The 11,349-nt window shown below is 70.0% G+C and carries 11 protein-coding genes; 5 read left to right on the top strand and 6 right to left on the bottom strand.

Translation table 11 applies throughout. The features are described from left to right. The first annotated feature begins 49 nt into the window (after nucleotides 1–49). Nucleotides 50–847: an SAM-dependent methyltransferase gene (locus BUB75_RS00305; RefSeq protein ID WP_073250161.1), complete on the top strand. Its 798-nt coding sequence runs from the start codon at nucleotides 50–52 to the stop codon at nucleotides 845–847. Here the strand turns inward: BUB75_RS00305 and BUB75_RS00300 are convergent. The 3 genes from BUB75_RS00300 to BUB75_RS00290 form a co-directional block, all read right to left on the bottom strand. After that, entirely contained in the window at nucleotides 844–1,791 is a 948-nt protein-coding gene (locus BUB75_RS00300) for a cation diffusion facilitator family transporter (RefSeq protein ID WP_073250158.1), read from the bottom strand. The genes BUB75_RS00305 and BUB75_RS00300 overlap by 4 nt on opposite strands. Before the next feature lie 107 nt (nucleotides 1,792–1,898). Further along, nucleotides 1,899–3,107 (bottom strand): MFS transporter, encoded by a 1,209-nt coding sequence (locus BUB75_RS00295; RefSeq protein ID WP_073250156.1) that lies wholly within the window; start codon nucleotides 3,105–3,107, stop codon nucleotides 1,899–1,901. 170 nt (nucleotides 3,108–3,277) lie between these two features. Continuing rightward, nucleotides 3,278–4,198: a LysR family transcriptional regulator gene (locus tag BUB75_RS00290; protein WP_073250153.1), complete on the bottom strand. Its 921-nt coding sequence runs from the start codon at nucleotides 4,196–4,198 to the stop codon at nucleotides 3,278–3,280. 93 nt (nucleotides 4,199–4,291) lie between these two features. Here BUB75_RS00290 and BUB75_RS00285 point away from each other — a divergent pair, with 93 nt between their 5' ends. Together BUB75_RS00285 and BUB75_RS00280 are read left to right on the top strand one after the other, a co-directional pair. Then, the gene (locus tag BUB75_RS00285) at nucleotides 4,292–5,263 is read left to right on the top strand and encodes a fumarylacetoacetate hydrolase family protein (protein ID WP_073250150.1); all 972 of its coding nucleotides are present in this window, start codon (nucleotides 4,292–4,294) and stop codon (nucleotides 5,261–5,263) included. After that, nucleotides 5,256–6,185, top strand: coding sequence for a VOC family protein (locus BUB75_RS00280; RefSeq protein WP_073250147.1), 930 nt, complete (start codon nucleotides 5,256–5,258; stop codon nucleotides 6,183–6,185). Before BUB75_RS00285 ends, BUB75_RS00280 begins: the two co-directional genes overlap by 8 nt. A gap of 38 nt (nucleotides 6,186–6,223) precedes the next feature. On the opposite strand, the gene BUB75_RS00275 is transcribed toward BUB75_RS00280, so the two are convergent. Further along, nucleotides 6,224–6,979 carry an ABC transporter permease gene (locus tag BUB75_RS00275; RefSeq protein WP_073250144.1) on the bottom strand — a complete coding sequence of 252 codons (756 nt, stop codon included), beginning with the start codon at nucleotides 6,977–6,979 and terminating at the stop codon, nucleotides 6,224–6,226. Next, the gene (locus BUB75_RS00270) at nucleotides 6,972–7,721 is read right to left on the bottom strand and encodes an ABC transporter ATP-binding protein (RefSeq protein ID WP_073250141.1); all 750 of its coding nucleotides are present in this window, start codon (nucleotides 7,719–7,721) and stop codon (nucleotides 6,972–6,974) included. Before BUB75_RS00270 ends, BUB75_RS00275 begins: the two co-directional genes overlap by 8 nt. Before the next feature lie 133 nt (nucleotides 7,722–7,854). On the opposite strand from BUB75_RS00270, the gene BUB75_RS00265 reads away from it, so the two are divergent. Both BUB75_RS00265 and BUB75_RS00260 read left to right on the top strand, forming a co-directional pair. Beyond that, nucleotides 7,855–8,286, top strand: a complete 432-nt coding sequence (locus tag BUB75_RS00265) for a MarR family winged helix-turn-helix transcriptional regulator (RefSeq protein WP_218617197.1) — start codon at nucleotides 7,855–7,857, stop codon at nucleotides 8,284–8,286. Nucleotides 8,287–8,938: 652 nt separating this feature from the next. After that, nucleotides 8,939–9,814 carry an endonuclease domain-containing protein gene (locus tag BUB75_RS00260; protein ID WP_073250135.1) on the top strand — a complete coding sequence of 292 codons (876 nt, stop codon included), beginning with the start codon at nucleotides 8,939–8,941 and terminating at the stop codon, nucleotides 9,812–9,814. Between the two features lie 57 nt (nucleotides 9,815–9,871). Here BUB75_RS00260 and BUB75_RS00255 read toward each other — a convergent pair whose 3' ends face one another. Next, the gene (locus BUB75_RS00255) at nucleotides 9,872–11,278 is read right to left on the bottom strand and encodes an aminobutyraldehyde dehydrogenase (protein WP_073250132.1); all 1,407 of its coding nucleotides are present in this window, start codon (nucleotides 11,276–11,278) and stop codon (nucleotides 9,872–9,874) included. Nucleotides 11,279–11,349 lie beyond the last annotated feature (71 nt).

The raw sequence follows: 11,349 nt of genomic DNA, 5'->3' as shown, positions 1-11,349 counted from the left end.
CCGGGTGACGCACCGCCCCGCGGTGCCCTTCCCACCAGGAGAGACCAGCATGGCCGACCCGGTCGACACCAGCGTTCCGAGCGTGGCTCGGATGTACGACTACTACCTCGGCGGCAAGGACAACTTCGGCGTCGACCGGGAGGCGGTGCGGCAACTCGACGCCGCCGCGCCCGGCACCAAGGCCCTGGCGATCAACAACCGCCGCTTCTTACAGCGCGCGGTCCGGACGCTCGCCGCCGAGCACGGCATCCGGCAGTTCATCGACCACGGATCCGGGCTCCCGACGCAGGACAACGTGCACCAGATCGCGCAGGGCGTCGACCCCGGCGCACGGGTCGTGTACATCGACAACGATCCGATCGTGCTCGCGCACGGCCGCGCGCTGCTGGCCGAGAACGGCAACACGGCCGTGATCCAGGCCGACATGCGGGACACCGCGGCCATCCTCGCGCAGCCCGAGCTCACGAAGCTGATCGACTTCGACCAGCCGGTGGCCGCGCTGTTCGTCTCGGTGCTGCACTGCATCCCCGACGGCGACGACCCCGCCGCGCTGGTGGCGCGCGTCTTCGACCGGCTGCCCTCCGGCAGCTACCTGGTCATCTCGCACCTGGCCAGCGACGACGACGCGGTGCGCGAGCACCTCACCGAGTTCATGCTGACGAGCACCGGCGGCAACTGGGGCCGGGTGCGGAAGCCGGCCGAGATCGCGACGCTCTTCGGCGACCTCGACGTGATCGAGCCCGGGCTGGTTGAGATCTCGACATGGCGCCCCGATCCGGCGTTCGCCGGGCCGAAGCAGACCAGCCTGGAGTGGATCGAGTACGGCGGGGTCGCCCGCAAGCCCTAGTGCGGTGTGACGCGGCCGCCCGACCGCAGTTCCTCCGGGTCGATCAGCGGCTCGCGGTAGTGGTCCACCTGCAGCGTGGTGTGCTGGATGCCGTACCGGTCGGCCAGCAGCGCCGCGATCTCCTCGCGCCGGGCGTGACAATTCTGGTCCGGCGCGAGCAACAGGTGGGCGGACAGGTTCGGGAACCCGGACGTCACTTCCCAGACGTGCAGGTCGTGGACGTCGACGACGCCCTCCACCGCGTGTAGGTCACCATCGATGGCCGCGACGTCGAGCCCACGAGGTGCGGCCTCGAGGAACACCCACCACGAGTCCCGCACCAGGCCCCAGCCGGCGTAGGCCATCGACAGCGCGACCAGCATCGTCGCCACGGCATCGGCGCGGGCCCAGCCGGTCAGCAGCACGATCGCACCCGCGACCGCGGTCGCGATGAACGCGAACAGGTCGTTCAGCAGGTGCTGGAACGCCCCTTCGACGTTGAGCGAACGCCGGTCGGCGCGAGATAGCAACCAGGTGGCGAGCGCGTTGACGCCGATGCCGATCACCGCGGTCACCAGCACCAGGCCGCCCTCGACGTCCGGCGGGTGCCGGAACCGGTGCACGGCTTCGATCGCGAAGACTACCGCTAGCACCACCAGCGTCACGCCGTTGAGCTGCGCGGACAGGATCTCCACCCGGCGCAGGCCGTAGGTGAAGTTGCCCTTCGCCGGGCGGGCGGCGAGCCGCATCGCGATCAGTGCGAGAACGATCGCGGCCGCGTCGGTGAGCATGTGGGCGGCGTCGGAGAGCAGCGCCAGCGAGTCGGCGACCAGGCCGACGACGACCTCACCGGCCATGAACGCCAGGATCAGCGCGAGCGCGGCGATCAGCCAGCGGCGGTCGGCGTTGGGGCCGATCGCATGGGAATGGCCGTGGCCGTGGTCGTGCCCCCGATGATCGTGCATGTCATCCAACATATGCGGGATTCGCTATATGGCGCAAAGGTGACGATGACAACGCAATTCAAAGTCGCCGCCCGGGCGTACCCGGGCGGCGACGAGAGCGAACAGCGTCAGTGTTCAGTGCCTGCCGGGAGACGACCACCACGACCGGCCGCGACGGAAGCCACCGCCGCCACCGCGGACGCCGCAGCCAGGACGCCGATCGCACCCAGCAGCCCGCCGACACCTCCCTGCAGCGCGAGCACGATCAGCGGACACACGAACTGCCCGATGAAGAAGCTCGCGGTCCAGGTCCCGGTGCCGCGTCCGCGCTGCTCGAACGTCAGGACGCTCATCGCCCAGGTGACCAGCGTCGGTAGCAGCAGCCCGGTGCCGTAGCTGGAGATCGAGGCGCCGACCACCGCGACCGGCATCGAGCCGGACACCGCCACGATCCCGAGCCCGACCGCCGCCAGGCCGAACGCCACCGGCAGCAGCACGACCGGTCCACGGCGGGCCACCCGGCTGAACGTCAGCGCGCCGGCCACGGTCGCGAGGCTGGTGATCGCGGTGGCGAGGCCGATCGTCTGAGTCTCGGTGACACCCAGCTCGTCCAGGACGTAGCTGAACTCGACCGGGATCACGTAGAACACGACGGCACCGAACAGCGTCACGACCAGCGGGGCGGACAGCAGCTTCCACGGCACCGGCGCGAGCTTGGTGCGCCGCTCGGCGTCGGCCGGCCGCGCGGGCTGCCAGATGAACGCCGCCATCAGCGGCAGCAGCACCAGGCTCACCGCGTAGGCCCAGAACGGTGTCCGCCACCCGGCCGACCCCAGCGCGCCGCCGAGCACGAAGAACAGCGTCGCGGCGATCGCGGTGCAGACGGTCTGCAGCGCGAGCCACCGCTCGCGCGCCTTACCGGAGAAGTAGTCGCCGAGCAGCGTGGTGCAGCAGGTCATGATCGCCGCCTCGGTGACGCCGACCAGCGCGCGGCTGGCGACGATCGCGGGCAGCGAGTCGAGCCAGAGCGGCGCGGTACCCACGATCGCGTACACCACCAGCGCGACGAGCAGCAGGCGCTTGCGGTCGACGGCGTCCACGATCCGTCCGGCGAACGGCGCCAGCAGACCCACGGCCAGCGCCGGGATCGTCAGCGCGATCGGCACCAGCGCCTCTGCGCCGGCCACACCGGCGAAGTGATCCTCGATGTCCGGCAGCACCGGCGCGATGAGGACCGCGCCCAGGATCGGCAGACAGCTGCCGAGCAGCAGCAGGACGCCCTGTAAGCGGCCGGCCTGCCGCGGCCCGGCGGCGACCGGCGCAGAGATCGTTGTCATGGGCAGCGCACCTTTGCGACAGCGGCGACCCGACCGGGTTGCCACGAGGAAGAGGAAGACAGCCGACCGGTTCGGTGACCCGCGTCACGGCTGGACGCCATGGAAGCAGCCGCCACTGCTCCGCCGGAAATCAGAACTTCACATAGCTCGGATCAACCGGCTGGATGGACTCACTTCAGCGTCGCCGCGGCGTCCGCGAAGAGGGAGCGCAACCACTGATGGGCGGGGTCCGTCGCGTGCAACGGGTGCCACCACGCGGCCTCGACGAGGTCGGTGACCTCGATCGGGCAGGGCAGCACCCGGACGCCAGCCGCCGGGGCGAGCCGCTCGGCGAGCCGCCGCTGGATCAGCGCGATCCGGCGGGTGCCCGCCAGCAGGAACGGCAGCGGCAGGAAACTCTCGATCACCAGGTCGACGCGGTGCTCGAAGCCGAGCAGCGCGAGCTGCCGGTCGGCGGTGGTGGCCGCGGTCGGGCGGTGGTACTGGGTGATCCAGGGCAGCGTCCGGAGCTGCTCGGCGGTCAGCGCCTCGCCGATCGCGTCGTTGTCGGCGGCCACGACGCACACCCACCCGTCGCGGTAGAGGTCCTGGGACGGGTAACCGCTGACAAAACCGTGCGGCAGCAGCAGGAGGTCGACGCCGCGCAGCGTCGTCTCGGCGTCGTCGATCGCGGTCGGGCCGTGCGGCTCCAGGCGCAGCCGGACGCGCGGCGCGCGCGTTTCCAGCAGGTTGGCGAGGATCGGCCCGAGGACCATCAGCGCGTAGTCGCTGAGCAGCACCGTGAACTCGCGCTCCGCGGTGAGCGGGTCGAAGTCGGGCTGCGCGCCGAACACCCGCTCGACGGCGGCGACCGCGAGCTCGGCGCGGTGCCGCAGCGCGGCGCCGAGCGGTGTCAGCTCGTAGCGGTTTCCGTGGCGCACCATCAGCTCGTCGCCGAAATGGCGCCGGAGCCGGGCCAGCGCGGCGCTCATCGCGGGCTGGGTGAGGCCGACGCGCTCCCCCGCTCGCGTCACGTTCTGCTCTTCGATCAGCGCGTTGAGGGCGACGAGCAGATTCAGGTCCAGTCCTGACAGATTGACCCGACCCTGCATCGATGCCACCTATGACCCCCATGCTGATTATCGATTTCCTTCATGCGTGACGAGGCTCGCATAGTGAGGGTCAATCCGTCGAGGGGAAACGCCATGGACACGCTCCTGCAACCAGGGGTTCTCGCGCTGGGCACGGTGAGCGCGGCCGGCCGCCCGTTCCCGGCCCTGGTCGTGGACGACCGCGTCTTGGACCTGTCCTTCGTCGCTCCGTCAGTGCGAGCCGTCCTCCAACAGTGGGAGACCGCGTATCCGCTGCTCACCACGCTGGCCGAGGACCCGACGCAGGCCTGGCAGCCGCTGGAAGGCCTGACCGTTCACGCCCCGGTCGAGCCGGGGCAGATCTTCCAGTGCGGCGCGAACTACCGGACGCACGTCATCGACCTGGCGATCGCCCACCGCGCCGCCGACGACCCCCGGCCGATCGACGAACACCGGGCCGAGATCGGGGCCATGATGGACCGCCGGGCCGAGAGCGGGACGCCCTACCTGTTCCTGGGGCTCCCCTCCGCGGTGACCGGCCCGTACGACGACGTCGTGCTCCCGCCGTACAGCGACCAGCACGATTGGGAGCTCGAACTGGCCGCGGTGATCGGCAAACCGGCGTTCCGGGTCGACCGCGCCGACGCGCTCGACCACGTCGCCGGCTACACGATCGTCAACGACCTCACGACTCGTGACCTGGTGTTCCGGCGCGACATGCCGGAGATCGGCACCGACTGGTTCCGGGCGAAGAACGCGCCCGGTTTCCTGCCGACCGGCCCGTGGCTGGTGCCCGCGCCGCTGTTCGGCGCCCCGGACGACGTCCGCATCACGCTTCGTTTGAACGGGGAGCCGATGCAGGACGAGTCGACGAAGGACATGATTTTCGGCGTAGCCGCGCTCGTCGCGGCCGCGTCGCAGATCACCACGCTCAACCCGGGCGACCTGGTGCTCACCGGGAGTCCGGCCGGCAACGGCGCCCACTGGGGACGACTTCTGCGTGCCGGCGACGTCATGGACGGAACCATCACCGGGCTTGGCGCGCAGCGCACCCGGTGCGTATCCCTTGGAGGCACCGATGCCTGATCGGCTGATCACCCACCTGCGCCACGTCGACCTGGCGGTGCCGGACTTCGACAAGCAGGTCACGTTCTACGAGGACCTGTGGGGGCTCACCCGGGTCGCCGACGACAGCGGCGTGGTGTTCCTCGCCGCCGAAGGGTCGCCGGAGCAGTACATCGTGCGGATCCGGAAGGCCGAGGAGAAGCGGCTGGACCTGGTCTCGTTCGGGGTCGCCACACCGGCCGATGTGGACACGCTGGCCGCCTCACTGGGGTCCCGGCTGATCTCCGAGCCGGGCAAGATCGACACCCCCGGCGGCGGCTACGGCTTCCGGTTCTTCGACATCGACGGCCGGACGATCGAGATCTCCGCGGACGTCTCGGCTCGCGCGCACCGCAAGATCGAGGAGCGCGAGGCGATCCCGGTGCGGCTCTCGCACGTCGTGCTGAACTCGCCGAACGCGTCGGCGACCCGGGACTGGTACACCGAGCACCTGTCGTTCGCGCTGTCGGACACGCTGTCGCACCCGCACATCGGCGACGTCATGTACTTCATGCGCTGCAACCCGCAGCACCACAGCCTGGCGATCGCGCAGGGCCCGCACGCGTCGCTGCACCACGCGTCGTTCGAGATGCGCGGCATCGACGAGTACATGTTCGGCACCGGGCGGCTCATGCGCGCGGGCGTCCGCAAGATCTGGGGCCCGGGGCGCCACATGGCCGGGGACAACACGTTCTCGTACTTCTTCGACCCGCACGGCAACACGATCGAGTACACGACCGAGCTCGAGCTGCTCGACGAGGACACCTGGCACCCGCACATCTACGACTTCTCGGAGCCCGAGGTCACCGACCAGTGGGGCACGGCCAACCCGATGAACGAGCTGGTGGCCAAGGAGTCGTTCAACGACGTGGACCGCGGCCTCTTCGTCGCTCCCCCGATGTGAGGTGGTGGGGGCCGGCGTTGGTCACCGGCCCCCACGCTCTACAGGGTTGCGGTGCGCATCGTGCGGGTGCCGACGACGAGGCCGATCACTGCCGTGACCCCCGCGCCGATGGTGCCCCAGAGTACGGACGAGTGCAGGAACTCACCGGCGAACAACGCCCGCTCCGCCTCGACCAGGTAGGTCAGGGGGTTGAGCCGGCTCGCGGTCTCCAGCCATCCCGGCGCCTGGTCCACCGGCAGCAACACCCCGGACAGCAACACCAGCGGGAACAGGAAGAACTGGTGTGCGGCCCAGAACGCTTCCTGCTGCTTGCGCATCACGACCGCCAGTGCGATCGCCAGCGAACCGAGTCCGATCCCGGTCAGGCTGAGCAGCGCCAGACCCGCCAGCACCTCCAACGGGTACAACCGGAACCCGAACGGTATTGCCACCAGGACGATCATCACCGCCTGGACCAGCAGCGAGAACACCTCCTTCATCGTCTTGCCGGTGAGGATCGACGCCCGGCTGACCGGCGTCACGAGGATCCGTTCCATCGACCCGCCGGACAGCTCGGTCTGCACCGCGTATCCGGCGCCGGCGGTGGCGAACAAACCGGTCATCACGAGGATCCCCGGCACGAACCACTGCCACGGCGACTCGTCCCCGGTCCCCGGAACGTCGGTGAGCAGCGGGCCGAACAGCAGCAGGAACACCAGCGGCTGCGCGATCGTGAACAGCAGGCCGAACGGGTTACGCAGAACCGGCACGATTTCCCTGGTGAAAATCGTCGTCGCGGCGGAGATCTCACTCATCCCGAAGGCTCCTTCCGGTGAGCGCCAGAAAGACGCCGTCGAGGGTGGTTCGGTCGTGTTCCGCCTTGAGCGTCATCGGGCTGTCGTCCGCGATGACTCGGCCGCCGTCGATGACGATGACCCGGTCCGCGAGCGCGTCCGCTTCTTCCAGGTAGTGGGTGGTCAGGAAGATCGTGGTCGCGAACTCGGCGTGCAGACGCCGGATGACCTCGGCGAGGTTCGCCCGGTTCTGCGGGTCCAGGCCGGTCGACGGCTCGTCCAAGAACAACAACGGTGGACGATGAATGAGCCCGATCGCGATGTCCAGGCGCCGCCGCTGCCCACCGGAGAGCGTGGACACCGTCCTCTTCGCGAGCGATTCGAGGTCGAGGACCGCGAGGAGCTGGTCCGCCCTCTCGCCGGCTTCTGTCCTGGTCAGCCCGTAGAGCCGCCCCTGGGTGACGAGTTCGTCCCGTACCCGGAAGTAGTCGCCGGCACCGTGTCCCTGTCCGATGTAGCCGATCCGGCGGCGCGCTTCGGCCGGGTCGGTCCGGACGTCGTATCCGGCGACGGTGGCCGTTCCCGCGGTCGGCGGGAGCAGCGTGGTGAGCATGCGGAGCGTCGTCGACTTGCCGGCGCCGTTCGGGCCGAGGAACGCGACGAGTTCTCCTGGCGCTACGTCGAGGTCGATGCCGCGGACGGCCTCGACGATCTGCCCTCGCCGTAGCCGGAAATGTCGTGTCAGGCCACGCGCGTGGATCATGCGGAACCTCCGTGTTTTGGGCATGCGGGAGCCGCCGTTCGAGACGGCTTGGTGCGGATTTGGTCGGCTTTCCGGCGCCGGAAGCTCGAGAAGCGTAGGCCTACATATCACATAACTGTCAGGATCCCTGACTGTGAGACATCCACTCGCGTATTTGCTCGCGCACGCCGGTGCGCTCGCCACCCGCTATTCCGACGCCGCCCTGCGGCCGTACGGGCTCACCACGCGGCAGTACGGGCTGCTGGCCCAGCTCGATCTCGAGCCCGAGCTGACGACGTCGGAGCTGGCGCGGCAGTTGGACGTCTCGCGCCAGACGCTGCACGAGATGATCGGCGGCCTCGAGCGCGCCGGCTACCTGGTGCGGGCACCCGGGGCAACCGGCCGGACGCGTCGGCTGGCGCTGACGCCCCAGGCGGTGCGGCGTCTTCCTCGCCTGCGCCGGGTTTTGCAGGATGCGGAGGAGGAGTTCTTCGAGGGGGTGTCACCCGCCGCGGCAGAGACACTCCGTCGCCTGCTCCAGGGCGTCCTGGCCCACGTCACCGACGACGAGTCCTGGCTCCCCTGAAGGGACTTACGGCTCGTCGCCGCCCCCCATGCGCCACGAAAAGGTTTACCCTGTGTTTGTTCGCTCGCGGCGCTTGGCAGGACGTCGTATGGGGCTTCAGCTCGCCAACAAGAGCTGAGGTGACTCTGGGGAGAGCGACGGGTGGTCAGCCGCCACTGCCGAGCGCAAGGTCTGAGCACCGATGTTGGCGGGCTCAGCTTGATCAGTTGTCCATTGGACTGGTCGGGCTGAGTCGCAGTGCCCGTCTGGTCCGTGAGCGACGAAAGGCTCCGGGCCGATGGATGTCACAGACATCGCGTTACACACGGCATCGCTCTCCGGCGGAGCGATGGTCGTCATCGCGTTGGCGAGATTCGGCATCACTTGGGTCAGATGTCGAGAGCGAGAGCGGCTGGCCCGGATGGCGCTACAAGACTCCGACCCAGAGCAGCGCGTGCGCATTCTCCGGGAACTTCCCGCGGTCCTCGCCTCTGCCGACCCTCCACGGCCGACCTCCAACGCGCACCGTTCACGGAAGCGCCAAATCACGTCCCGCTGAGCCCGGATCATCCGACCGGATGATCTGGAACTGAGCGGTGGTGACCTCGCCCCACGCCACTGCCGCCTGTGGACAGCGCCGGGAACTACCGGCGCGTGGCGCCATCGTGAACGTATGCCGCCTTCTCCCCATCGCCCCGCCGAGTTGCTCCGGAAACCGTTCCGGGGCTCCCTCGCCGTGGAACGCGGCCAGGTGACCGCGCGCCAGCTGCGCGGGAAGTCGTGGCGTCGGGTATGCCCGGACGTCGACGTGGACAGCGGGATTCCCGACTCCTACGCGCTCCGGTGCCAGGCCGCAGCGCTGATCGTCCCCGCCGGCGCTGTGATCACCGGCCGGTCGGCGGCCTGCCTGGACGGGCAGCTCCTGGGGACCCTCGGCGACCCCGTACACGTGCTGGCACCGGCGGGTTGCCGCTTCCGGCCTCGCGGCGTCAAGGTCCACCGGACGAGGTGGTTGCCCGCCGGCCACCTCCTGACGGAGCCGTACCCGGTCACCGTGCCGCAGCGCACGGCGTGGGAGATCGCATCCGAACCCGACCTGATCGAGGCGGTGGTCGCGCTCGACATGCTGTTCCGCGATCGACGGCCCCGGCGAGAATCCATGGACGCCTGGGTGGCCGCTCGCCCGCACAGCCGCGCCGCGAAGGCCATCACGCTCGCGGACGGGCGCGCGGAATCTCCCCAGGAGACCCGCACGCGGCTGAAGATCGTCCTCGCCGGGTTCCCGCCACCGATACCCCAGTACACGGTGGTCGCCGGCGGGTCATTCGTCGCCCGGGTCGACCTCGCGTGGCCGGAAGCGAAGGTCGTGGTCGAGTACGACGGCTTGTGGCACGTGGGCGACGCGGATCAGATGGTTCTCGACCGGGCGCGGTTGAACGCGCTCGTGTCCTGCGGGTGGACGGTGCTCCATCTCACCGCCGCGGATTTGAAGAACGAGGTCCGCTTCCGGGCCTTCTGCGCTCAGCTCCGGCGGGCACTAAAAATCTGACCGCTTTTCGACGTATCACCTCGCGGTGATACGTCGAGGAGTGGCCAACTTTCTTGGTTACGCGGGGCGGAAGGAATCGCGGGGGGTGGGGGCGGCGTGCTTGAGCATGACGTGGCGGGTGACCGTGTATTCCTGGACTGCGCCTTCGCTCATGTCGGTGCCGAAACCGCTCGCCTTGATGCCGCCGTGCGGAGCCTCGGACGCCAGCGGCAGGTGATCGTTGACCCACGTCGTCCCGAAGTCGAGCCGGTGGGCGACCCGCAGCGCACGCGCCACGTCCCGGGACCACACCGACGAGGCCAGCCCGTACGGGGTGTCGTTGGCGAGCGCGATGCCCTCGCCCTCGGAGTCGAAGGGCACCGCGACGAGCACCGGTCCGAACACCTCGCGCTGGACGATCTCGCTGTCCTGCCCGGCGTCGACGAGCAGCGTCGGCGGGTAGTAGAACCCCCGGCCCTCCGGCAGCACACCTCCGGTCGCGATCCGGGCACCCGCGGCGACCGCCCGCGTGACGAACCCGTGCACCCGATCCCGCTGGGCCGCGGACACCATCGGGCCGATGTCGGTCTCGGCGCCCGCCGGGTCACCCACCCGGACGCGCGCCAGCGCCGCCCGCAACGCTTCGACGCCGGCGTCCCAGACCGAACGCTCCAGGTACACGCGGGTGGCCGCGGTGCAGTCCTGCCCGGTGTTGTACGTCGCGCCCAGCGCCACCGCGGTGGCCATCTCCTCCAGGTCGGCGTCGCCGAAGACCAGCGCCGGCGCCTTGCCGCCGAGCTCCAGGTGCAGCCGCTTCAGGCCGGACACCGCCCCGCTCATCACCGCGCGTCCGGTCTCGCTGGAGCCGGTGAGGCTCACCATGTCGACGCCGGGGTCGGTGACCAGCGCGGATCCGACGTCGCCGCCGCCGAGCACCACACGCACCAGCCCTTCCGGTGCCCCCGCTGCCGCGACCAGCTCGCCGAGCAGCAGCGTCGACCGCGGCGTCTGGGGCGCGGGCTTGATCACGACCGCGTTGCCCGCCGCCAGTGCCGGTCCGATCTTCCAGACCGCCATGATCAGCGGGAAGTTCCACGGGGCGATCGCGCCGACGACGCCGACCGGGCGCCGCACCAGCATGGACGTGTATCCCGCGGAGAGGACGCCGGCCCCGGTACCGGCCAGCGACCGGGCCGCGCCGGCGAAGAAGCGCAGGTTGTCGACCGCGAACGGCAGCTCGCCGTCGCGGAACACCGGCACCGGCTTCCCGGAGTCCTCCACCTCGAACTTCGTCAGCGTGTCGGCGTTCGCCTCGACCAGGTCGGCGAGCTTGAGGAGCAGCCCGGCACGCTCGGCCGGCGTGGTGTCCCGCCAGGCGCCGAACGCCGTCCGGGCCGCGGTCACCGCTGCGGCGACGTCCTCGACCGGGGTGTCGTCCAGCTCCGCGGCCGGCTCTCCGGTGGCGGGGTTCACGATGATCGTCATGCGGTCTCCTGAGTAGGTCGTAACAGCGGCGCCGGCTCGCGGCCAGGCCCGCCGCGGGCGACCAGGCCGAG

It is taken from the genome of Cryptosporangium aurantiacum, from assembly GCF_900143005.1.
Lineage (GTDB): Bacteria > Actinomycetota > Actinomycetes > Mycobacteriales > Cryptosporangiaceae > Cryptosporangium > Cryptosporangium aurantiacum.
The sequence above is the reverse complement of the archived record's forward strand: the minus strand, read 5'-3'. Positions and strand labels throughout refer to the sequence as shown.

What these genes read in the sequence shown, in the direction of transcription:
- BUB75_RS00285 (WP_073250150.1), top strand. Translation starts at nt 4,292, where the DNA reads ATGGACACGCTCCTGCAACCAGGGGTTCTCGCGCTGGGCACGGTGAGC.
- BUB75_RS00255 (WP_073250132.1), bottom strand. Translation starts at nt 11,278, where the DNA reads ATGACGATCATCGTGAACCCCGCCACCGGAGAGCCGGCCGCGGAGCTG.
- BUB75_RS00305 (WP_073250161.1), top strand. Translation starts at nt 50, where the DNA reads ATGGCCGACCCGGTCGACACCAGCGTTCCGAGCGTGGCTCGGATGTAC.
- BUB75_RS00275 (WP_073250144.1), bottom strand. Translation starts at nt 6,979, where the DNA reads ATGAGTGAGATCTCCGCCGCGACGACGATTTTCACCAGGGAAATCGTG.
- BUB75_RS00260 (WP_073250135.1), top strand. Translation starts at nt 8,939, where the DNA reads ATGCCGCCTTCTCCCCATCGCCCCGCCGAGTTGCTCCGGAAACCGTTC.
- BUB75_RS00295 (WP_073250156.1), bottom strand. Translation starts at nt 3,107, where the DNA reads ATGACAACGATCTCTGCGCCGGTCGCCGCCGGGCCGCGGCAGGCCGGC.
- BUB75_RS00300 (WP_073250158.1), bottom strand. Translation starts at nt 1,791, where the DNA reads ATGCACGATCATCGGGGGCACGACCACGGCCACGGCCATTCCCATGCG.
- BUB75_RS00270 (WP_073250141.1), bottom strand. Translation starts at nt 7,721, where the DNA reads ATGATCCACGCGCGTGGCCTGACACGACATTTCCGGCTACGGCGAGGG.
- BUB75_RS00290 (WP_073250153.1), bottom strand. Translation starts at nt 4,198, where the DNA reads ATGCAGGGTCGGGTCAATCTGTCAGGACTGGACCTGAATCTGCTCGTC.
- BUB75_RS00280 (WP_073250147.1), top strand. Translation starts at nt 5,256, where the DNA reads ATGCCTGATCGGCTGATCACCCACCTGCGCCACGTCGACCTGGCGGTG.